Origin of the sequence: Paraburkholderia sp. SECH4 (assembly GCF_030511745.1) — a bacterium.
GTDB lineage: Bacteria > Pseudomonadota > Gammaproteobacteria > Burkholderiales > Burkholderiaceae > Paraburkholderia > Paraburkholderia madseniana.
Window position 1 is genome coordinate 338,075 of the sequence record NZ_JALOCP010000004.1, and the last position, 20,460, is coordinate 358,534.

The 20,460-nt window shown below is 61.9% G+C and carries 21 protein-coding genes; 4 read left to right on the forward strand and 17 right to left on the reverse strand.

What is annotated here, in order from left to right:
- Nucleotides 1-44: 44 nt before the first annotated feature.
- The 6 genes from M0D67_RS08845 to ugpQ all read right to left on the reverse strand — a co-directional run bounded on the left by M0D67_RS08845 (nucleotide 45) and on the right by ugpQ (nucleotide 6,769).
- Entirely contained in the window at nucleotides 45-1,325 is a 1,281-nt protein-coding gene (locus M0D67_RS08845; RefSeq protein WP_168435856.1) for a dicarboxylate/amino acid:cation symporter, read from the reverse strand.
- Nucleotides 1,326-1,766: 441 nt separating this feature from the next.
- Complete coding sequence (locus M0D67_RS08850) at nucleotides 1,767-2,837, reverse strand: ABC transporter ATP-binding protein (protein WP_171925149.1); 1,071 nt, start codon at nucleotides 2,835-2,837, stop codon at nucleotides 1,767-1,769.
- 32 nt (nucleotides 2,838-2,869) lie between these two features.
- Entirely contained in the window at nucleotides 2,870-3,661 is a 792-nt protein-coding gene (locus M0D67_RS08855; protein ID WP_093645611.1) for an ABC transporter permease, read from the reverse strand.
- Complete coding sequence (locus tag M0D67_RS08860; RefSeq protein ID WP_093645614.1) at nucleotides 3,658-4,596, reverse strand: ABC transporter permease subunit; 939 nt, start codon at nucleotides 4,594-4,596, stop codon at nucleotides 3,658-3,660. Before M0D67_RS08860 ends, M0D67_RS08855 begins: the two co-directional genes overlap by 4 nt.
- A 158-nt stretch (nucleotides 4,597-4,754) precedes the next feature.
- Nucleotides 4,755-5,867, reverse strand: coding sequence for an ABC transporter substrate-binding protein (locus M0D67_RS08865; protein WP_154564180.1), 1,113 nt, complete (start codon nucleotides 5,865-5,867; stop codon nucleotides 4,755-4,757).
- A gap of 116 nt (nucleotides 5,868-5,983) precedes the next feature.
- Nucleotides 5,984-6,769, reverse strand: a complete 786-nt coding sequence (gene ugpQ / locus M0D67_RS08870) for a glycerophosphodiester phosphodiesterase (RefSeq protein ID WP_266238582.1) — start codon at nucleotides 6,767-6,769, stop codon at nucleotides 5,984-5,986.
- 556 nt (nucleotides 6,770-7,325) lie between these two features.
- Between ugpQ and M0D67_RS08875 the strand changes: the two genes are divergently transcribed.
- On the forward strand, nucleotides 7,326-8,096 hold the full coding sequence (locus tag M0D67_RS08875; protein ID WP_266238584.1) for a DeoR/GlpR family DNA-binding transcription regulator: 771 nt from the start codon (nucleotides 7,326-7,328) through the stop codon (nucleotides 8,094-8,096).
- Nucleotides 8,097-8,164: 68 nt separating this feature from the next.
- On the opposite strand, the gene M0D67_RS08880 is transcribed toward M0D67_RS08875, so the two are convergent.
- On the reverse strand, nucleotides 8,165-9,832 hold the full coding sequence (locus tag M0D67_RS08880; RefSeq protein WP_266238586.1) for a Na/Pi cotransporter family protein: 1,668 nt from the start codon (nucleotides 9,830-9,832) through the stop codon (nucleotides 8,165-8,167).
- Nucleotides 9,833-10,058: 226 nt separating this feature from the next.
- On the opposite strand from M0D67_RS08880, the gene M0D67_RS08885 reads away from it, so the two are divergent.
- Nucleotides 10,059-10,742 carry an HAD family phosphatase gene (locus tag M0D67_RS08885; RefSeq protein ID WP_154564174.1) on the forward strand — a complete coding sequence of 228 codons (684 nt, stop codon included), beginning with the start codon at nucleotides 10,059-10,061 and terminating at the stop codon, nucleotides 10,740-10,742.
- 27 nt (nucleotides 10,743-10,769) lie between these two features.
- On the opposite strand, the gene M0D67_RS08890 is transcribed toward M0D67_RS08885, so the two are convergent.
- The 4 genes from M0D67_RS08890 to M0D67_RS08905 all read right to left on the reverse strand — a co-directional run bounded on the left by M0D67_RS08890 (nucleotide 10,770) and on the right by M0D67_RS08905 (nucleotide 14,212).
- Complete coding sequence (locus M0D67_RS08890; RefSeq protein WP_171925145.1) at nucleotides 10,770-11,639, reverse strand: ABC transporter permease subunit; 870 nt, start codon at nucleotides 11,637-11,639, stop codon at nucleotides 10,770-10,772.
- Nucleotides 11,636-12,448, reverse strand: coding sequence for a taurine ABC transporter ATP-binding protein (locus tag M0D67_RS08895; protein WP_171925144.1), 813 nt, complete (start codon nucleotides 12,446-12,448; stop codon nucleotides 11,636-11,638). The genes M0D67_RS08890 and M0D67_RS08895 overlap by 4 nt, the downstream gene beginning before the upstream one ends.
- A gap of 41 nt (nucleotides 12,449-12,489) precedes the next feature.
- Complete coding sequence (gene tauA / locus M0D67_RS08900; protein WP_171925143.1) at nucleotides 12,490-13,512, reverse strand: taurine ABC transporter substrate-binding protein; 1,023 nt, start codon at nucleotides 13,510-13,512, stop codon at nucleotides 12,490-12,492.
- Nucleotides 13,513-13,978: 466 nt separating this feature from the next.
- A complete protein-coding gene (locus M0D67_RS08905) occupies nucleotides 13,979-14,212 on the reverse strand; it encodes a hypothetical protein (RefSeq protein ID WP_171925142.1) in 234 nt (77 codons plus the stop codon).
- A gap of 78 nt (nucleotides 14,213-14,290) precedes the next feature.
- Here M0D67_RS08905 and M0D67_RS08910 point away from each other — a divergent pair, with 78 nt between their 5' ends.
- Complete coding sequence (locus M0D67_RS08910) at nucleotides 14,291-14,425, forward strand: hypothetical protein (protein ID WP_266238591.1); 135 nt, start codon at nucleotides 14,291-14,293, stop codon at nucleotides 14,423-14,425.
- A gap of 118 nt (nucleotides 14,426-14,543) precedes the next feature.
- Here the strand turns inward: M0D67_RS08910 and lipA are convergent, their stop codons facing one another.
- The 3 genes from lipA to M0D67_RS08925 form a co-directional block, all read right to left on the reverse strand.
- Nucleotides 14,544-15,551 carry a lipoyl synthase gene (gene lipA, locus M0D67_RS08915; protein WP_266238593.1) on the reverse strand — a complete coding sequence of 336 codons (1,008 nt, stop codon included), beginning with the start codon at nucleotides 15,549-15,551 and terminating at the stop codon, nucleotides 14,544-14,546.
- 13 nt (nucleotides 15,552-15,564) lie between these two features.
- Entirely contained in the window at nucleotides 15,565-16,290 is a 726-nt protein-coding gene (gene lipB / locus M0D67_RS08920; protein ID WP_154564166.1) for a lipoyl(octanoyl) transferase LipB, read from the reverse strand.
- Nucleotides 16,291-16,464: 174 nt separating this feature from the next.
- Nucleotides 16,465-16,791 carry a DUF2917 domain-containing protein gene (locus tag M0D67_RS08925; protein WP_054035681.1) on the reverse strand — a complete coding sequence of 109 codons (327 nt, stop codon included), beginning with the start codon at nucleotides 16,789-16,791 and terminating at the stop codon, nucleotides 16,465-16,467.
- A 98-nt stretch (nucleotides 16,792-16,889) separates the two neighbouring features.
- On the opposite strand from M0D67_RS08925, the gene M0D67_RS08930 reads away from it, so the two are divergent.
- Nucleotides 16,890-17,858, forward strand: a complete 969-nt coding sequence (locus tag M0D67_RS08930) for a transcriptional regulator GcvA (RefSeq protein ID WP_154564164.1) — start codon at nucleotides 16,890-16,892, stop codon at nucleotides 17,856-17,858.
- A gap of 32 nt (nucleotides 17,859-17,890) precedes the next feature.
- Here the strand turns inward: M0D67_RS08930 and M0D67_RS08935 are convergent, their stop codons facing one another.
- Genes M0D67_RS08935 through M0D67_RS08945 form a run of 3 tightly spaced genes read right to left on the reverse strand, consistent with a single transcriptional unit; the run spans nucleotide 17,891 to nucleotide 20,331 of the window.
- Nucleotides 17,891-18,160, reverse strand: coding sequence for a DUF493 family protein (locus M0D67_RS08935; protein ID WP_054035680.1), 270 nt, complete (start codon nucleotides 18,158-18,160; stop codon nucleotides 17,891-17,893).
- Nucleotides 18,132-19,088, reverse strand: coding sequence for a D-amino acid aminotransferase (locus M0D67_RS08940; RefSeq protein ID WP_154564162.1), 957 nt, complete (start codon nucleotides 19,086-19,088; stop codon nucleotides 18,132-18,134). Before M0D67_RS08940 ends, M0D67_RS08935 begins: the two co-directional genes overlap by 29 nt.
- 13 nt (nucleotides 19,089-19,101) lie before the next feature.
- Nucleotides 19,102-20,331 carry a D-alanyl-D-alanine carboxypeptidase family protein gene (locus M0D67_RS08945; RefSeq protein WP_171925139.1) on the reverse strand — a complete coding sequence of 410 codons (1,230 nt, stop codon included), beginning with the start codon at nucleotides 20,329-20,331 and terminating at the stop codon, nucleotides 19,102-19,104.
- Nucleotides 20,332-20,460: the final 129 nt, after the last annotated feature.

Here is a 20,460-nt window from a genome sequence, read left to right on the forward strand (position 1 = left end):
GTGGGCGTCCGCGGCCGAAGTCGTGCTCGTGACGGTTGCCTGACTTAAGCCTCGGCCGGCTCTTTGACCGCCACTTCACCCCGCAACGCGGCGTTCAGCTTGTTGCGGTCCAGTTCCTTTTCCCATGCCGACACCACCACCGTCGCCACACCGTTACCGACGATGTTGGTCAGCGCGCGGCATTCGCTCATGAAACGGTCGATACCGAGAATCAGCACCATGCCCGACAGCGGAATGGTCGGCACCACAGCGAGCGTGGCGGCCAGCGTGATGAAGCCTGCACCCGTCACACCGCTCGCGCCCTTCGACGTCAGCATCGTCACCGCCAGCAGCGTGAGCTGCTGCGTCCACGTGAGGTCGGTGTTGGTCGCCTGAGCGATGAACAGCACGGCCATCGTCATGTAGATGTTGGTGCCGTCGAGGTTGAACGAGTAACCGGTCGGCACCACGAGGCCCACAACCGAACGCGAGCAGCCGAGCTTTTCGAGCTTCAGCATCAGTTGCGGCAGCGCGGCTTCCGACGAGCTCGTGCCGAGCACGATCAGCATCTCTTCCTTGATGTAGCCGACAAAGCGCAGGATGTTGAAGCCCACCGCACGCGCGATGATGCCGAGCACGACCACCACGAACACGATCGAAGTCAGATAGAACGTGCCGATCAGCTTGAGCATCGGCAGCAGCGAGCCGATGCCGTACTTGCCGATGGTGAACGCCATCGCGCCGAACGCGCCGATCGGCGCCAGCTTCGTGATGATGCGCACAATGCCGAACAGCACATGCGAAAGCCCGTCGATGAAGTTGGTGACGACCTTGCCCTTCTCACCGGCCGTGGCCAGCACCGCGCCGAACAACAGTGCGATCAGCAGGATCTGCAGGATTTCGCCCTGTGCGAACGCCGACACGAGCGTGTCCGGGATGATGTGCATCAGGAAGTCGACCGTGGTCTGGCCGTGTGCCTTCGCGGCATACGAAGCGACAGCCTTGCCGTCGAGCGTAGCCGGATCGATGTTGAAGCCGACGCCCGGTTTCAGCACGTGCGTGGCAATCAGGCCGAGCACCAGCGCGAACGTCGAGACGATTTCGAAGTACAGCAGCGCCTTGCCGCCGACGCGCCCGACCTTCTTCATGTCTTCCATACCGGCGATACCCGTCACCACCGTACAGAAGATGATCGGCCCGATCACCATCTTGATCAGCTTGATGAAGCCATCGCCGAGCGGCTTCATGTCGACAGCGAAGTCCGGCGAATAATGGCCAAGCGCAATGCCGATGATGATCGCCACGATCACCTGGACGTACAGCACTTTGTGGATAGGTTTCTTCACGATGTTTCCTGCGATATGGGTGAGCTCAAGGCCTGCCACGCTGCGCATCATGCGAACGAATAGTCGTCACGCCTGTGCACGGCATTAGGCCGCGACAAGACGACGAATTCAGATATACCGGGAAGGGAAATCAGACATCGTTGTCTCCTTGCTTTAGTTGTCGGACCGTTGCGGCCGCGTGATCTAAATTGCAAGGTCGATGCCAGCTTGACGAAAAGCGAACCGCTTTGATTTTTATAGGTTTTTTGGCGTGTTACAGCACGCGCAGTCCGGGATTCCGGAAATCCGGACGAGGGGCGTCGGGGAATCCGGAATCCGTCCATGCCACAAATCCGGGAAAACCCGGAGAGCCTTTGGGGCTGGGGCTTTCGCCCACTTCATCCGAAACCGCCTGGTCTGTACGCGGGGCTTTCGCCAACGTCAGATACTGCTGTTCGCCTTCTATGCACCACCCTCTTCCAGCACCAGCAAGTTCTCGTGCGAGAAACCCAGCGATACCGGTTGACCCCGTTCGGGCAAGCCGCGATTCGGGTCGTTGAACACATCGAGTGAAATCACCGCGTCTTTCACGCGCGCTCTGATACGCACCACCGCGCCGAGGAAATTTACTTCTTCGACGGTCGCGTTCAGCGTATTGCGGCCCGGCGCGGCCGGTTCCAGCACAATGGCTTCGGGCCGCAGCGCGAGCATGCGCTTCTTGCCCGCGTCGTCTGCCGGCAGTTCTTGCGTGGTAGTCAACTCCTGACCGTCGACGGCCATCTTGCCGGTCTTCGGGTCGATCACATGCCCCGCCAGAATGTTCAGCGTGCCGACGAACGACGCGACAAAGCGCGTACGCGGATAGTTGTAGATTTCCGAAGGCGTGCCGATCTGTTCGACGCGCCCCTCGTTCATCACCACGATGCGGTCGGAAATGGACAGCGCCTCTTCCTGATCGTGCGTGACGAAAATCGACGTGATACCTAACTCGCGCTGCAACGCGCGGATGTCTTGCCGCAACGAAATGCGGATCTTCGCGTCGAGCGCCGACAGCGGTTCATCGAGCAACAGCACCTGTGGCTTGCCGGCGAGCGCGCGCGCCAGCGCCACGCGCTGCTGCTGGCCACCCGACAACTGCCACGGATAGCGCTCACCGAGATGCGGCAGCTTGATCAGTTGCAACATCTCCTCGACGCGCTTGTTGATCTCCGCCTGCGGACGGTGCGTGATCTTCAGTCCGAAGCCGATGTTGTCGGCCACCGTCATGTTCGGAAACAGCGCGTACGACTGGAACACCATGCCGACCTTGCGCTGCCGCGTGCGCAGGTACGTCACGTCCTTGTTATCCAGCCGGATGATGCCGCGCGTCGGCGTTTCGAAGCCGGCGATCATCCGCAGCACCGTGGTCTTGCCACAGCCGGACGGTCCAAGAAACGTGATGAATTCGCCGCGCTCGATCTTCATGTCGAAGTGATGCAGCGCAGTGTTCGCCCCGAAGGACTTATGCAGATTTTCGATCTCAAGGAATGCCATGATTCGCTGCCTTAGTCGGTCAAATTAGTCCGTCAAATTTTCTGGCCGCTAAGCGCGCGTGCCGAGCCGAATACCTGAATCAAACCCATCGACGCCCATGTGATCACGAACGCGATGATCGCAAGCGCCGACGGTTCATACGCGCGGTTCGCGCCGATCAATTGCAGATACGGGCCGAACGCGGGGCGGTCGAGCAGACTCGCCAGCGTGAACTCGCCGATCACGACAGCAAAGGTGAGAAACGCGCCGGACAGAATGCCCGAGCGGATATTCGGGAAGATCACTTTGAACAGAATCGTCGGCCAGTTCGCCCCGAGACATTCGGCGGCCTCGGTCAGCGAGCGCACGTCGACCGCGCGCAAACCGGCGTCGACTGCGCGATACATGTACGGCAGCGAGAGCGTGACGTAACCGAACACCAGTAACAGGTCGGTCGCGCGTTCGTTGGCCGTGAGCGGCAGAATCGAACTGCTGTTGTATATGCGCAGATAACCGAACACGATCACGATCGCCGGGACCACCAGCGGCAACAGCGTGATGAATTCGACGACCGGCCGCAGCTTCGGCAGCCGCAACTGCACGTAGTACGCGGTCGGCACCACCAGCAATACGCCAACAATGATCGTCAGCACCGCCATCAGGATCGAATAGCCGAACGAGGCCTGGAAGCGTGGATCGCTCAGCACGACGCTATACGCCTCGAAGCTGTAAACGCCGCGTTTCATGCGCAGGCTGAATTCGAAGGTGGCGAGCAACGGAATCAGAAAGTACAGCGAACCGACGATCATCGCGGTCCACGCACCCACACGCGACTGGCTTTTCATCGACGGCCCCTTTCAGCGCGTGAACGCAGCCAGATGTAGCCGCCATTCGACAAGCCCGTCACGAGCACCATGCCGAGCGCGAGCGCGTAGCCGAGGTTCTGGTTGTGCATGACGTCGCCGCGAATCTGCGCGTACAGCAGGATCGTAACGATGTTCAGCGAACTGCCGGTCAGTGCGTAGGCCGTGGCGACCGCGCCGAACGAATTGGCGAACAGCAGCAGCGTCGCGCCAAGCACGCTCGGCCACAAAACCGGCAACGCTACGTGGCGCCAATATTGGAAGGCCGTGCCGCCGAGACAGTCGCAGGCTTCGCGCCACTCGCGCTTCAGGCCGTCGAGCGCGGGCGTGACGATCAGCACCATCAAAGGAATCTGGAAGTACAGGTAAGTCAGCGTCAACCCGGAAAAACTCAGAACGCTGAAGCCCGTCGAGTACAGGTTGAAGCCGAGGTACTTCTTCAGCAATACGGTCACGAGACCGACGCGCCCCAGCGTGCAGATGAAGGCAAATGCGAGCGGCACGCCGGCAAAATTCGAGGCGACGCCGGAGAACGTCATCAACGTAGGACGAATCCAACCCGGCAATTTGCCTTGCACCGCCGCCCACGCGAGCAGCGAGCCGATCAACGCGCCGCCGAGCGCTGAAGCGGCGCTTACCTTGAAGCTGATCCAGTAGGCGTCCAGCACCGTGGGCTGGAGCAAGTCGCGAAAATTGCCGAGCGTGAAGTGGCCTTGCGGATCCTGAAACGCGCCGACCATCAGAAAGCCGGTCGGCAGAATCAGGAACAGCAGTGCGAAGGTGAAAAACGGCACCACGCCGATCCAGGCGAGGAACTGCGACGCGCGGCCCGGACCGTTGACGCGAGGCGTTGGCGTGGGTACAGGCGGAACCAGCAATTCCGGCTGCACCGATCCAGCATCCGATGAAGCGCTCATAGCTCACCCTTAGGCAATCTGGCTAACGCCTGGCGCGCCGCTCTCGTGGAGCGGCACGCTACCTTTGAAACTGCACGTTGCGGTTAGAAGCGGCGGCGTGTGCGGCATGCGATAGATCGCCGCCCCCGCTGCCGCCGCAACCGCGTGCGCCGCGACGATTACTTGACGTTCGCGCCGACCGCTTCGTCCCAGTGCTTCGTAATGGTGTCCTTGTAGGCGTCCTGCTGGGACAGCGTCGGGAACACCACGTTCTTGTATGACGACGGCGGCGGCAGCTTGTCGAGCAGCGCTTGCGGAACCTTCTTCGCCGCTACCAATTCGTTATAGCGCATCGGGTGGCAATAGCCGGTCAGCCAGCCGATCTGGCCTTCGTCGGAGTACAGGTATTCCATCCACAGCTTGGCGGCGTTCGGATGCGGTGCGTAGGCGCTGATCGCCTGAACGTACACGCCGGCGACCACGCCCGTCTTCGGAATCACCACCTGCACCTTCGGATTGCCCTTCAGCGTGTCGCGGTCGGCCAGCGCGTTGTAGTCCCAACGCACGACGATCGGCGTGGTGCCTTGCGCGAGCGATGCGGCCTTGCCGATCACCGGCACGAAGTTGCCGTTCTTGTTCAGGTCGGCAAAATACTTGAGGCCGGCCTTGTCGGCCTTGCTCACATCGCCCTTGCTTTGCGACAGACCTGCTGCGAACACGGCCTGGATCGCCTGATTGGCCGTGCGCGGGTCGCCGGCCAGCGAGACGGCGTTCTTATAGTCTGACTTGAGCAGATCGCTCCAGTCGGACGGCGCCTTGTCGATCATGTCGGCGTTCACTTCAAACGACAGCACGCCGTAGTAATCGCCATACCAATAGCCGTCGGCGTCTTTCGACTCCTTGGGAATCGAGTTCCACGAAGCGACCTTGTACGGCTGCAGCAAACCCTCGGCCTTCGCGGTCGGACCGAACGACAGACCCACGTCGATCACGTCAGGCGCTTGCGGACCCTTGTTGCCCTTGTTCGCCTTGATGGCTTCGACTTCGTCGCCCGAACCCGCATCCGGGTTCAGCTCGTTGATCTTGATGCCGTACTTCTTCTGAAAACCGGCCACCAGTTCACCGTAGTTGCACCAGTCGTGCGGCAACGCGATCACGGTGAGTTGGCCTTCCTGCTTGGCGGCTGCGACCAGTGCGTCGAGCGGCGCGGCCGAGGCGCTGCTCACGCCGGCTGCGGCGACACCCGCAGCGGCCGACATCGAAAGTAAACGAGCTAACGCGGTGCGCTTCATAGTTATCCCCATCCTCTGCCGAAATTGCTACGTTTGGAAAATTTCTAATTTCTAGCTCTATGGGTACACGCCTGTGCAAGTTCGCACTCGCGCACCCGTGTCGTGCTCAGTCCGGCTCAGTCTGGATTGACCGGCGCCGAAAACATGTCGTGTTCCAGTCTATCGATGCGATCTGTGCAAATCATGTCGACACCCCATTGCGCAAGCAGCCTCGCACGCTCGGGGTCGTTCACCGTGTAGGCCAGCACGCGCAATCCGGCCGCCTTGATCTCGGCGACCAGCGGCTCGGTCAGGTACCGGTGGCTCGCATGCAGCGACACGCAGTCCAACTTCCGCACGATGCGCAGCCAGTCAGCCGGCACCTCTTCGAACAGCATACCGCGTCGCAGCGAGGGCGCCGCATCGCGCGCTGCCGCAAGCGCCTCGAACGAAAACGACGACAGCAGCGGCGGCGTTTGCCCTTGCCACAAAGTCAATGCGCCGCTTGCGACCAGACGCCCGGTGATCTCGTCCCGCCCCGGGCAGGGTTTGATTTCGATGTTGGCGGCAATGCCATCTCGTGCGCAACGTCCGGCGGCTTCGGCGAGCGTCGGCAGATGCGTACCGGCGAACTGCGGGCCGAACCAGGCGCCGGCGTCGAGCGCGGCCAGTTGGTTCCACGTGTGTTCAGCAGCGGCGCCATGACCGTTGGTCGTGCGTTCCAGCGTGTCGTCGTGCAACAGAAAGAGCTGGTTGTCAGCAGAGAGCTTGGCGTCGAATTCGACCATGCGGTAGCCGTAACGCACGCATGCGTCGAAACCGGCCAGCGTGTTCTCCGGCGCCAGCGTGCCGCCGCAGCGATGCGCAACCAGCCTCGGATACGGCCAGTCTGCGGATAAGGTGCGATCAATCCCGTTTCCCACGTCTCGTTACCTTCCAGATAGAGCGGGTTAAGTATGCTCTCGACACGTTCCAAGCTGCCACTGCCGTCATGCCACAACTGCGCCATGCAGCCTTTTACGCGCGAGCCCCGCGCGTAGTATCGCGCCAATGGGCGACGCTGCGATAGCTGGCCGCACGGCCAACGTCACGCCCCACTACAGCTCTGCAATCCTATTGTCAGGATGCCGAACCGTGCGGCGTCCCGGCAGCACCGTATACAGTAGCGAATGGTTCAGACGGCAGATCCCAAGATCCATTATGGCGACGACATGTGTCTAACAAATTGCCAAAAAACGCCGCGAAATGCTCGAAATCGGACATTTCAATTCCTTTTCGAACATTTGATGTTCGAAATATGCGCCGCGCTTCGATCTGCGAAGGCTAAGGTTAAATACACAAACTTGCAAGCTGCCAAAAAAATACAACACAATTCGGCTAAAGTAGTACGCTTGTCATTGTCCGGACACACATCCGTGTCCACGATGACACCATTAAAACAAGCCGTGTGAACGCGCGTTCGCATCCAAGGAAAAATGCATGTGGCAGGAAGACCGTCATCAGAGAATTCGCGCGTTGCTGTCTACGCTTCAGCGCGTGTCGACCGAACGGATCATGGCGGACCTCGGGGTGTCGCGCGAAACGGTGCGGCGCGATCTGCTCGACCTCGAAGCACTCGGTGAACTGAAGCGCGTACATGGTGGCGCGATCAAACCCGCTGACGAGGCGCCGATCGCCGAGCGCGCCCACATGCGTGTCAAAGCCAAAACCGCGATTGCGAAGGCGGCCACCGGTTTGATCGCGAGCGGCCAGACACTGTTCATCGACGCGGGCACCACCACCGCGGCGCTCGCTGAAGAGCTGGCGAAACTGGCGAACCTGACGATCGTCACCAATTCCATCGACGTCGCGCTGAAAATGCGTGGCGCCGTGGATCAAACGGAAGCGGCCAACGAAGTGATTCTGCTGGGCGGCTCGATCAGCGATCGGGCGATGGCGACCACTGGCGCGACCACCGTACTCGACATCCAGCGCTATCGCGCGGACATGGCCTTGCTCTCGCCGGTCGGCATCGATCACCGGCACGGTGCCACCAACTACGATCACGCTGAAACCGAAGTGGCTCGCGCCATGGTCGCCAACGCGGACCGCGTGGTGATCCTTGCCGACTACAGCAAGATTGGTCAGCGCAGCCGGATTTCGTACTGTCCGGTCGATCGGATCGATGTGCTGGTCACCAACAAAAAGGCGGCCGAAGCCGCCGACTTTGCAGCGCTGAAAAAGAAGCTGGAAGAGATCGTTCTGGCTTAGGATGCCGGTGTGTTCGGCGCTTCGCACGAACGCTTCAGTGAGCGCTGCAAGCGCGCCGCGCAAGCCGCTTATTCCTTCACATGCATTGTGTCGAGCACGCGCTTGCGCAAGCGCGTGTCGCGCAGCGCGCCGGCAGCTTCGAGCACCGGATAGGCCGTCGAGCAGAACAGCGAATTGAGCCGCTTCATGTCGCTGATCAGATCCAGATGCAACGCGCTGGTTTCGATGCTGCGCAAGGTTTGCCCGGCGAGTCGGTCCAGATGTTTGTATGAGTACGCGCGCTCCAGATCGCGAAAACGCTCCTTCTCCGCCAGCAGCCGCTCTGCGCAACGCAGATCGTTATTCAGAAACACCGACAGGCCAAGCTGTAGATTGCTGACGAGCCGCGCCTGCAGGTCGTCCAGCTCGCCCAACCCCTCCTCCGAAAACGACAGCCGGTGCGCGATCTTCTTTTCCTCGATATCGCCGACAATCCGCTCGATGATGTCGCCCGCATGCTCCAGGTTAATCGTCAACGAAATGATGTCGGTCCAGCGGCGGCTATCGGCTTCGTCGAGTTGCTCGCGGGAGATCAGCGTCAGATAGGTTTTGACCGCGGCGTAGAGCTGGTCGACGTCGTCGTCCATCCGGACCGTTTCGCGCGCCTTGTCGAGGCTGTTTTCATGGATCAGGCCTGCAACGTTATCGAGCATGGTGCGCACGATGTCGCCAATGCGCAGCACCTCGCGTGCGGCGTTCGCGAGTGCGAGCGTGGGCGTGGAAAGCGCGGCGGCATCCAGATGCAGCGGCCGCAGTTCGCCGTTGGGCTGCGGCCGATCCGGCAACACCCGCGTGCAGATGCGCGCCACCGGATCGATCAGCGAGAGGCATGCGCAGCAACGCAGCGTGTTGTAGATCACGTGAAAGCCGACCACGGCTTCGCGTGGATTCGCGATCAACACCGGCAGGCCGCGTGCAAGCAACGGCGCGAACGGCAGGATCAGCAACGCACCGGCCAGCTTGAACGCCAGACTGCCCAAGGCGAGACGCCGTGCCGCCGCGTTCTGCGCGAGGGTGCCCATCAGCGCAAGCAGGCCGCTGCCGAGATTCGCGCCGATCACGAGACACAGCGCCACCTTGAGTGCGATCACACCGGACGAGGCAAGCGTCGCTGTCAGCAGGACCGCCGCGAGACTCGAATAAGACAGCATCGCAAATGCCGCACCGACCAGCGCGTCGAGCATGGTGTCGCCGGTCAGTGCGCCGAACATCACGCGCACGCCGGCGCCCTGCATCATCGGCTGGGCGGCTTCGACGATCAGGTGCAGCGCCAGCAGGATCAAGCCGAGCCCGATGAGCGTACGGCCGACCTGGCCCGTGCGCATTTGTTTGCGCGACAGAAAGAGCGGCACGCCGACCAGAATCAGGATTGGCGACAGCCATGACAGATCGAGTGTGAGCAACCGCGCCATCAGTGCGGTGCCGACGTCGGCACCAAGCATGATGGCGAGGCCGCTGGTGAGCGGCAGAAGACCTTGCGCAGCGAACGACGTGACGATCACCGCCGTTGCATTGCTGCTTTGCACGAGGCTCGTGACGCCGACGCCAGAAAGGAAGGCACGCCAGCGGCTACTGGTGCTGCGCCCGAGGACACTGCGCAGATCGGCGCCGAGCACGCGCAGGATACCGGTACGTACGATGTGCGAGCCCCACACGAGGAGCGCCACACCAGCCAGAAGGTTAAGGAGAATCAACATAAGGCACTGCGCATCCGTTCCTGCTGCCATGACCCGAACCGCATGCCGCGTGAACCGGCACCCGGGGCGTTTATGACAGTAGTGTTGCACATTTTTGCCTTATTGTAATTTTGTGCTTTTAAATATACGCTCGTGCCGAACTGTGGATTGCTGTGTGCCGGCTTATCCGTCCGGAACGCAATTCACTCGATCACTTCGTTTGCCCACTTCATCACAAGGACTCTGGATGAGCCGCAACCTTGCGCTGTTCGACCTGGACCACACGCTGCTGCCGCTCGATAGCGATCAGGCGTGGGCCCACTTCATCGCCGGATTGGGCATAGACGGCGCTGCGCAGCACGCGGAAGAAATCGACGACTACTACCGGCAGTACGTGGCCGGCACGCTCGATATGACCGCCTATCTGAACTACACATTGGCGCCGCTCGCTCGCCACTCGCGCGAGCAGCTCGACGCGTGGCATGCACAGTTCATGAAGGATGTGATTGCGCCGGCGATCCTGCCGGCTGCGCGGGAACTCGTGCAACGTCATATTGAAGCGGGCGACCTGTGCTGCATCGTCACCGCCACCAATGTGTTCATTACGAAGCCGATCGGCAAGGCGCTCGGCTTTGACCATCTGCTGGGGATCGATCTGGGCACCGAAGGCGGCGATCCTTTGGCGCGCTTTACCGGAAACGCCGTCGGCGTGCCGACCTTCCGCGAAGGCAAGATCACACGCACCGAGAGTTGGCTGGCTTCGCTCGGCCACCGTCTGCAGGACTTTCCGCAGAGCTGGTTCTATAGCGATTCGATCAACGACGTGCCTTTGCTCGAGCGCGTCACGCATCCGGTCGCGACCAATCCCGACCCGCGTCTGCGTGCCATTGCCACGGAACGCGGCTGGCCGGTGATTGAGCTGTTTGCTTGAGATTGCGCGGGCTGGCGCGGGCTGTGGCTATACACGCCCCTTCCACGGCACCAGGCGCCGCTCCAGCGCACGCATGCCGAGATCGAACAGCCACGCAATCAGTCCGATCAGCACGATGCCCATCACCACCACATCGGTACGCAGAAAGCTCGACGCGTTGAGCACCATCTGACCGAGACCGGCTGTGGCCGCAACCATCTCGGCGGCAACCAGGGTGGTCCAGCCAAAGCCGATGGCAATCCGCAAGCCGATCAGGATCTCAGGCAACGCCGCCGGCAGGACCACATAGCGCACGATCTGCGCGAAGCGGCCACCCAGCGAATACGCCGCATGAATCTGCTCGATGGTCGCACTGCGCACACCGGCACGCGCCGCCATTGCAATCGGCGCGAAACAGGCGAGATAGATCACGACGATCTTCGCCGTCTCGTCGATACCGAACCAGATCACCACCAGCGGCAGATACGCAAGCGGCGGCAACGGCCGGTAGAATTCCAGCGGCGGATCGAGCAAACCGCGTGCAACCCGGCTTACGCCCATCAGGATTCCGACCGGCACCGCCGTGACCGCGGCCAGCGCGAACGCACCGAACACGCGCAGCGCACTCCATGCGAGATGCTCTGAGAGTGGCAAACCGCCTTGAATACGGCCGTGCCAGGCGTCCAGAAACGCGGCCCAAACCGCCTCGGGCGTCGGCAGAAAGAGGGGAGGCAGCCAGTGCAGATGCGTGGCAAGCCACCATAGCGCCGCGAGCGTCGTGACCGAGACCGCGCTCAGCACCGCGGTCGGACCTTCGCCCGGCAAACGCCAGCCGCGGACCGGCCGGGCTTTACGCCGCGGCGGCTCGCTTGTCTGGGTCAGGGGCACGGTGCCCAACGATTCACGTGAAGCCGTCACGACAGCACCTCTTCCTGGTCCTGGTTGCGCTCGCTCCGTTCGTGCAGACGGCGCACCAGCCGTTCGCGCCATTCGATGAAATCCGGCGACGACTTCACCGCGCGTGCGTCGCGTGTCTCGAGAAAGCGCCGCGCGAATGGCAAGTCGTAGCTCTCGGCGATACGGCCGGGTCCCGGCGTCATCACGACGAGGCGCGTCGCCAGAAACAGCGCTTCCTCCACGCTATGCGTGATGAAGAACACCGTCTTGCGTGTGCGGCCCCAGACGTCGAGCACGAGTTCCTGCATCGACTCGCGCGTCATCGCGTCGAGCGCGCCCATCGGTTCGTCCATCAGCAGCACTTGCGGATCGCTTGCCAGCGCGCGTGCTATGCCCACGCGCTGCTGCATGCCGCCCGACAGTGCGTAGACCCGCGAACGCGCATGCTTCTCGAGCCCAACCAGCGCCAGCATCTCCTGCGCGATGCGCTCGCGCTGCGCTTTCGGCACGCGCTGAAAACGCAGGCCGAGCGCGACATTGTCGAGTACGTCGAGCCAGGGCATCAGCGCGTACTTCTGAAACACGACACCGCGGTCCGCGCCCGGTCCAAGCACGGGTTCGCCGTTCAGACGCACCTCGCCTTCGGTCAGCTGAATGAAACCGGCGATGCAGTTCAGCAAAGTCGTCTTGCCGCAACCGGACGCACCCAGCGCGACGACGAACTCGCCCGGCTCGATGTGCAGATCGACGTCGGCGAGCGCGATGTGCGGCGCCGCGCCGCGTGCGCCTTCGTAGGCGACGTGCAACCGCCGTATCTCAAGACCGCTCATCGCCGTGCCTCACGATGCTGATGGATAGCCATGCTCACAACTTAATGCGCCGCACGCTGTACGAACTGCGGATCGACGCCGGTCGAGTAATCGGGCAGCACGTTCTGAATCGTGCCTTGTGTCTTCAGGAACGCAGCGGTCGCAGCGAGAGATTTAGCCGCGCCGGATTGCGCACCGCCCCCAAGCCATGCATTCGACGCCTGCTGGGCCGGCGTCGGGAACGCATACAGCGCGAGACTCGCCGGCACTTCCTGTGCGGTAGCGCCGGACTCCTTCGCAACCGCCTCGACCTGCGGCGATGTCGCGGTCCATGCTGACGTGTGATCGCGATAGCTCGCATCGGTCGCGGCCAGCACCTTCACGAAGCGAGCGACGAACTCGGCGTTCTGGCTCGCGAACTTGCGGTCGACGACGAAGCCGTCGAACGTCGCCTTGCCGGTTTGCTGCGCGACCTGCCCGGACGTGATCAACACCTTGCCGTTCTTCTTCACCTTCGCCAGCACCGGGTCCCAGATGTAAGTCGCGTCGATGTCGCCGCGCTCCCACGCCGCCGCGACTTCAGGCGGACGCAGATTGACGATCTTCACATCCGACGGATTCACGCCGGCGTTTTGCAGTGCGACCAGCGTATGAAAGTGCGAGGTCGACACGAACGGCACGCCAATCTTCTTGCCCTTCAGACCCGCGACACTGGTGACATTGGAACCGTCACGCGCGACCAGCGCTTCGGCGTCGTTGATGTTGTCGAGAATCCAGAACAGCGAAATATCGACGCCCTGCGACAGCCCGGCGGCAATCGGACTCGACCCCGCTTCGCCGAGTTGCACCGAGCCCGAAGCCAGCGCGCGGATCACGTCGGCGCCGCTGCCGAGCTTGCGATAGGTGACCTTGTAGCCGGTGGCTTTCTCGACTTCGCCCGTGGCCTGCGCATAACGCCAAGGCACGACCATGTCCTGATACGCGATCACGACTTCTTTGGTGTCGGCGTGTGCAACGGAAGAAAACGGCGCGGACAGCGCCAGCAGCGTAGCGAACGCGGCCAACGGACGAAGCAAGCGGTTCATCGAGAAACCCCTTTAGTGTGTGTTGTCTGGGAGGCTTTCGACTATAGGGAGTTTGTCCACAGGCGGTTCTAATTAATCCGCGATTGCTAATGACGCTGTTCGAGCATTGCTTTTCACGCTGAGTTGGATCGGCGCGACTGCTGCGGTGGCCAGTAGAAGGGTTCTAGCGAATGGTTACGGATTGGGATGCCTTTGTACAAGCTGGCCGTTCGGCGGATTGACCGCGTGTTGGCCAGAGCGGGATGATCACTGCGTCTCCCTCACTTCGCATTCTTATGATCGTTATCCTTAGCCGCTTGAGTTGGTTGTTTTTTAATGTCGGCGTACCCGTATTCGCGCCGATCGCCCTGCTTCCCTTATTGAGTTTTTCGCGCCTCTATAGGTACGCGTCGAAAGGCATCTCAGCGAGAGCCATTCGGGAAGGTCAGCTACTATGGGTCGTCATTTCTATGTGTGCCAGCGCTTGCTACGAGATCGGTAGCGCATTGAGCGAAGCGTCGACGAACAGCACGCTCGCTTTCATGTTGGCGGGGCTGCTGTGGCACGTGTTGTTTATCGTCGCGGCGTCCGTACTCGTGTCATTCGCTGCGGCTGATTCCGTATCCCAACCGGTACATGACTGCAGCGAGAGAACTCGTGACCGGCGGCTGATATGGCTTTCACTTGTGATGACAGCAATCATCGCGACTTCGTTCTCCATATCTCATTATTCGCTAACCTAACTAATTTCCAACGGCTGGGCTATACTTTGTCACCACGCCTCACAGGGAGAACCCACATGCCCAATCTGATCGACTACGTCATCGAGAACCGTGCCTTTCGCGATCGTTTTATCGACCTCATGTTCCCCTTCACGATCATTGGTGGAACGCTCGCCTCGATCTGCATGCTGCTCGCACGGTATTACCGGTAGCCCGCGCAAGTAGACCGCCGGCGCATGACTCAGACTGCACAAGCCGGCCTGCCAGAAAGAGCAAAGCCCGCAACATGTGCGGGCTTTGCATTTTCAAACTGGCAACACACTAAACCATTCAAACCACCCCGGCTCCATGCGCCTGCAGATCGGCGTGGTAGCTCGAACGAACCATCGCGCCCACAGCGGCGTGGGTAAAGCCCATCTTGTACGCTTCTTCTTCGTACATCTTGAACGTGTCCGGATGCACATACGAGCGCACCGGCAGATGGTGTTCCGACGGTTGCAGATACTGGCCGATCGTCAGCATGTTCACGTCGTGCTCGCGCAGATCCCGCATCACCTGCAAAATTTCTTCTTCGGTCTCGCCGAGGCCGACCATCAAGCCGGACTTGGTCGCGACGTCCGGATGCAGCGCCTTGAAATCCTTCAGCAGTTTCAGCGAATGCGCGTAGTCCGAACCGGGACGTGCTTCCTTGTACAGACGCGGTACCGTTTCGAGGTTGTGGTTCATCACATCAGGCGGTGCGGCGTTCAGAATGCCGAGCGCGCGATCCAGACGGCCGCGGAAGTCCGGCGTCAGAATTTCAATGCGTGTCTCCGGCGACAGTTCGCGCGTCTGACGGATGCATTCCACGAAGTGAGCAGCGCCACCATCGCGCAGATCGTCACGGTCGACGCTGGTGATCACCACGTACTTCAGCTTCAGCGCGGCGATGGTGCGCGCCAGATTGCCCGGTTCATCCACATCGAGCGGATCCGGGCGGCCGTGGCCAACGTCACAGAACGGGCAGCGGCGCGTGCACTTGTCACCCATGATCATGAACGTCGCGGTGCCCTTGCCGAAGCATTCGCCGATGTTCGGGCAGCTCGCTTCTTCACACACCGTGTGCAGGTTGTGCTCGCGCAGAATCTGCTTGATCTCCGAAAAGCGCGAATTACCGGTGGCCGCTTTGACGCGGATCCAGTCCGGTTTTTTCAGCTTTTCGATCGGGATGATCTTGATCGGAATACGGGCGGTTTTGGCTTGGGCTTTCTGCTTCGCGGTGGCGTCGTAGGCAGCGGCGGGAGCCGGCACGGCATCAGGAGCGGGAGAAGCTGCGAGGTTCGCGGTAACGTCAGTCATTCGTTCGGTCCAGTCAGGCGGTGAGGGCACCGGCCTGCGGTTGGGCGACGGCCGCGGGACTGCCGTCGAGGTTTGCGGTGAGGCGTGCTGCAAAGGTACGGGCCACGTCGTCCCAGCCGGCGGCAACGCCCAGCGTTGCCATATCGACTGTTTCGAGCCCCGCGTAGCCGCATGGGTTGATGGCCAGAAACGGCTGCAAGTCCATGTTCACATTCAGGCTCACGCCGTGATAGCTGCAGCCGTTCCGGATTTTCAGACCCAGCGCGGCGATCTTGGCGCCGGCATGCAACCCGGCGTCCGGCCCAGGCGCCACGTAGATACCGGGGGCGCCCGCCTTGCGTTCTCCGGCGAGATTATACGCCGCGAGGGTGTCGATCACGGCCTGCTCGATCCGGGTGACCATCTCACGCACCATCAGCTTGCGTCGGCGCAGATCCAGCAACAGGTAGGCAACCACCTGTCCGGGCCCGTGATACGTGATCTGCCCGCCCCGGTCGACTTTCACAAGCGGAATGCCGCTGTCGGCGGCCAGCAGATGCGCCGGGTCGCCGGCCTGGCCTAGCGTGAAGACGGGGGGGTGTTCGACCAGCCAGATCTCGTCGGGTGTATCGGCGGTGCGCGCGTCGGTGAACGCGCGCATCGCTTCGAAACTGGCTTCGTAAGGTTCGTTGCCGAGCCAGCGCAGCGTAAGCGGCGCCGTGGCGGGCAAGGGAGACGGGGAAACCGGGGTGGTGCACATGATCCCGACAGTTTACCGAAATCCTGACATCCCCGCCGGACGCGCCCACTTCAGGACTCGGCGGCGCTTCGTTTCCTGCCGGAACTCCGCTTACCGGAGTCGCGCTTCGTTTCGCGCCGGAGCGCCGTTCAACTGCAGCGCCGGTCCGCCATCGCGTCACGGCGCCGCCAGCGCTCACACCGTGCGCCAGCCCCCACGCATGCGGGCCGCCAGCCGTTCGCCGACCCGCGCGAGCCAGTTCAGCGCACGCTCATCGCAGCGTGTCGGCACCGAAAACGCGACCTTCGCATGCGTGCTGCCCTCGGCGCTCAACCACAAGCGCTCACCGCGCCGCAGCCGTAGCGTGTGGCCGGGCTGCAGCCAGTAGTCCTCGGTATCGTCGCTGCGCGTGACCCACACCGCGCCGCCGTGCACGACCAGCTTGGTGCTGCGTGCTACCTTCATAGGAATGGTTTCGCCATTGCGGATTTCAAACGCGATACTAGAGGAAATTTCTCGCATCATGCCCTCGCCAAAATTCGTTTCGTGACTACAATCCTAGGCGTAGCAAGGGTTTACGCAAAACGATCTATTTTCACCTCTATGTGAGAAATATTGCGATGGACCTCCGGCAACTACCCCCGCTGAACGCCATCAAGGCGTTCGAAGCCGCCGCCCGCCACGAGAGCTTCTCGCGCGCCGCCGACGAGCTGTTCGTCACGCACGGCGCCGTCAGCCACCAGATTCGCGCGCTGGAGGAAGAATTGGGCATCGCACTGTTCGCCCGCGACGGCAAGCGCGTACGGCTCACGGACACGGGCCGCCGCTATGCCACGCGCGTGCGCACCGCGTTGATGGGACTTGCTGACGCCACCCGCGAAGTCCGTGCCGGCGACCGCGAACGGCGCCTGGTCGTGTCCATGCTGTCCTCGTTTGCGGCGCGCTGGGTGACGCCGCGCATCGGCAGCTTTATCGAGGCGCATCCCCAGTGGGACCTCGAACTGCTGTCCACGAACGCGCTGACGGACTTCGCGCGCGACGACGTCGACGTGGCGATCCGCTTCGGCTACGGCAAATATTCGGGGCTGCACGCGGAGTTGCTGCTGGAGGAGATCTTCTTTCCGGCTTGCGCGCCGAATTTCAACGGTGGCAAGCTGCCGCAAACGCCGGCCGATCTGGCCAAGGTTCAGCTCCTGCGCTCGGACGACGAACTCTGGCGCCCGTGGTTCGATGCCGCCGGCCTCACCGACTGGCCTGAGCCGAAGCGTGGCGTGCTATATCAGGATTCGTCGAACCTGCTGCAGGCGGCCATCGACGGCCAAGGGGTCGCGCTCACGCGCCGTTCGCTGGCGATGCACGAGATCGCGGCAGGCCGCCTTGTGCGGCTATTCGATGTGGATGGACCGAGCCCGTGGCAGTACTACTTCATCTGCCCGCCACAGATGCTCGAAACCGCGCGCGTCAAGGCGTTCCGCGCCTGGGTATTCGAAGAAGTGGGACGGTTCAAACAGCTTTTTGAGCAGGCTTGTGAGGTGGGCTCTGCTGCAAGCGCCGATCTGGCGGCGGATGCATTGCGCGTCACGCCGTAATCCAGAGGCATCCGTAGGCACAGAGCCTGGCGTTAAAGCACCACCTTCACCATCGGATGGCCAGTGAGCGCGCGATAAATATCGTCGAGCTGCGCCTGGCTCGTCGCGCGCACGGTAACCGTCAAACCGGTGTAATTGCCGCCGCTGGACGGCCGCGTTTCCACGCGAGCGGGATCAACTTCGTTATCGAACTGCCGAACCACCGTGACAATCGTCTCGGCGAACTCGGGATGCGACTTGCCCATGATCTTGATGGGAAAGTCGCACGGAAACTCAAGCAATGATTCTTTCGCGGGATTCACTTTCTACTCCTTGCTGCGCTTCTTGCGCTTCCTTGGCCTTGGCACGCTGATAGGCCGCGTACAAGGCCGCAAACACCGCGCCCGGCTTGCCGTTGCCGACCGGCTGGCCGTCAAGCTGCGTAACCGGCAGCACTTCCTTGGTGGCGGAACTGACCAGAATCTCGTCGGCGGCACGCAGCTCAGCTTCGGCGATCTCGCGCGCCTCGAAGCGAATGCCGCATTCGCTCGTTAGCTCTTCGATCAGACTGTAGCGAATCCCTTCGAGAATCTTGCGGCTGCGCGGCGGCGCGTACAACACGCCGTCCTTCACCATCCAGATATTCGAAGACGAACCTTCAGTCAGCATGCCATCGCGAAACTGGATCGTCTCAAACGCGTCGTTTTCAGCCGCGTACTGCGCCATCAAAACATTGCCGAGCAGCGACACCGATTTGATGTCGCAATTGAGCCAGCGGCGGTCTTCAGCAGTGACGCAGCGCACGCCCTGCGCGCGCTGGGCGGCGTCCGGCAGGTTCAGCGGCGTAACCATTACGAACACGGTCGGCCGGATGCCGGCCGGAAACGCGTGACCGCGCTTGGCGACGCCCCGTGTGATCTGAACGTAAGCAATCGCGTCCTGATCGGCGCGCAGGCCTGCGTCCGCTTCATTAGCCGCGACCACGCGGTCGATCAGCTCGCGCCAGCCGGCATCGTCGAACGGATTGACGATGCCGATCTTGTCCAGCGAGCGCGCAAGGCGCGCCAGATGATGCCTGAAGCGAAACGCCGTACGGCCGCTCGCATGCGGATACAACGGCGCGACTTCGTAAATGCCGTCGCCGAAAATAAAGCCGCGGTCGAGAACCGGCACGCGCGCTTCGGACAAGGGCACCAGCTCGCCGTTCAGATAAACGATCGGGTCGAGCGAAACATCGGAAACAGCGGTCATCGCAATCGGGCTCTTACTTCTTCTTGTTGAACATCAGCATCAGCGAATCCCACACACGGCCGACCACGCCGGCTTGCGGCACAGCCTGCAACGCGACGATCGGGAATTGCGCCAGCACCTTCCCGTCGGCCACGAGCTTCGCGGTGCCGACCTGCTGACCGTTCGCGATCGGTGCGATCAGCGGATCGATCTGTTCGATCTGCGGCTTCACCTTGTCGCCCATGCCCTTCGGCACGGTGATGTACTGATCGCCCTTCACGCCGATCTGCACGGTGTCCTGCGCACCCTTGTAGACGCGCGGCGTGCCTACCACCTGGCTCGCCTTGTACAGACGCACCGTGTCGTACGCGGTGTAGCCGTAGTTCAGCATCTTCAGGCTGTCCTGCACGCGGTCGTGTTCCTTGACCTCGCCCATCATCACCGAGACGAGACGGCGCGAGCCGTCGGCCGTGCCCGGCAGCGGACGCTTCGCGCTGGCGATCAGGCAGTAGCCGGCCGCTTGCGTGTGACCGGTCTTCAGGCCGTCCACCGTCGGGTCGATCCACAGCAGACGGTTGCGGTTCGGCTGCTTGATCTTGTTGTACGTGAATTCCTTGACCGAGAAGATGTTGTAGTAGTCGGGGAAGTCACGAATCAGGCGCGCCGACAGCACCGCGAGGTCGCCCGCAGTGGTGTAGTGCTGCGCGTCGGGCATGCCGTTCACGTCGGCGAAATGCGTGTTCTTCATGCCGAGTTTCTGCGCTTCGGTGTTCATCATGTTGACGAACTGCGCCTCGCTGCCGCCCACCAGTTCGGCCAGCGCGATCGCCGCGTCGTTACCCGACTGGATGATCATGCCGTACACCAGATCGTGCACGGTCACCGGCTTGTTGGCTTCGATGAACATGCGCGATTCGTCGGTGCGCACGCGGCGCACCGCTTCGCTCGGCATCACCGTCTGGTCCATCGTGATCTTCTTCGTCTGCAGTGCTTCGAAGACGAGGTACGCGGTCATCAGCTTGGTCAGCGAGGCCGGTTCGACACGTTCGTCGGGATTGCCCGAGGCGAGCACCTGATTGCTGGTGGCATCGACGAGCACCCACGAGCGCGCGTTCACCCCGGGCGGCGGCACCTGCGCGAACGCCGTGCTGGCAACGAGCGTGGCCGGCAGCACGATGCCGAGGGTCACGGCACGGCTAAGCGTAGTGGGAACGAAAGAAGAAACTGACGGGAATGACGTGCGGCCGGAGGTGGAGAAACGCATAGGGTCGATTCGTGCGGAAAAATACATCGCGCGCAGGGCGCACAGATTGGAGGAGCCGGTCGGCGAGCGTCAGGCCGTAAAAACGGCGCGGCGCCCATTGGACTTCCGGCGACGCGATCGGTTCGCGCA

Excerpts from the sequence above, each read along its gene's own strand:
- M0D67_RS08855 (WP_093645611.1), bottom strand. The coding sequence starts at position 3,661 with ATGAAAAGCCAGTCGCGTGTGGGTGCGTGGACCGCGATGATCGTCGGT.
- M0D67_RS08850 (WP_171925149.1), bottom strand. The coding sequence starts at position 2,837 with ATGGCATTCCTTGAGATCGAAAATCTGCATAAGTCCTTCGGGGCGAAC.
- M0D67_RS08865 (WP_154564180.1), bottom strand. The coding sequence starts at position 5,867 with ATGAAGCGCACCGCGTTAGCTCGTTTACTTTCGATGTCGGCCGCTGCG.
- M0D67_RS08910 (WP_266238591.1), top strand. The coding sequence starts at position 14,291 with ATGCCCAATCTGATCGACTACGTCATCGAGAACCGTGCCTTTCGCGAT.
- M0D67_RS08860 (WP_093645614.1), bottom strand. The coding sequence starts at position 4,596 with ATGAGCGCTTCATCGGATGCTGGATCGGTGCAGCCGGAATTGCTGGTT.
- lipA (WP_266238593.1), bottom strand. The coding sequence starts at position 15,551 with ATGACTGACGTTACCGCGAACCTCGCAGCTTCTCCCGCTCCTGATGCC.
- M0D67_RS08930 (WP_154564164.1), top strand. The coding sequence starts at position 16,890 with ATGGACCTCCGGCAACTACCCCCGCTGAACGCCATCAAGGCGTTCGAA.
- M0D67_RS08880 (WP_266238586.1), bottom strand. The coding sequence starts at position 9,832 with ATGTTGATTCTCCTTAACCTTCTGGCTGGTGTGGCGCTCCTCGTGTGG.
- M0D67_RS08945 (WP_171925139.1), bottom strand. The coding sequence starts at position 20,331 with ATGCGTTTCTCCACCTCCGGCCGCACGTCATTCCCGTCAGTTTCTTCT.
- M0D67_RS08940 (WP_154564162.1), bottom strand. The coding sequence starts at position 19,088 with ATGACCGCTGTTTCCGATGTTTCGCTCGACCCGATCGTTTATCTGAAC.
- M0D67_RS08905 (WP_171925142.1), bottom strand. The coding sequence starts at position 14,212 with ATGGAGAACGAAGTCGCGATGATTGCTGTCATCACAAGTGAAAGCCAT.
- M0D67_RS08895 (WP_171925144.1), bottom strand. The coding sequence starts at position 12,448 with ATGAGCGGTCTTGAGATACGGCGGTTGCACGTCGCCTACGAAGGCGCA.
- M0D67_RS08885 (WP_154564174.1), top strand. The coding sequence starts at position 10,059 with ATGAGCCGCAACCTTGCGCTGTTCGACCTGGACCACACGCTGCTGCCG.
- tauA (WP_171925143.1), bottom strand. The coding sequence starts at position 13,512 with ATGAACCGCTTGCTTCGTCCGTTGGCCGCGTTCGCTACGCTGCTGGCG.
- M0D67_RS08925 (WP_054035681.1), bottom strand. The coding sequence starts at position 16,791 with ATGCGAGAAATTTCCTCTAGTATCGCGTTTGAAATCCGCAATGGCGAA.
- M0D67_RS08875 (WP_266238584.1), top strand. The coding sequence starts at position 7,326 with ATGTGGCAGGAAGACCGTCATCAGAGAATTCGCGCGTTGCTGTCTACG.
- lipB (WP_154564166.1), bottom strand. The coding sequence starts at position 16,290 with ATGTGCACCACCCCGGTTTCCCCGTCTCCCTTGCCCGCCACGGCGCCG.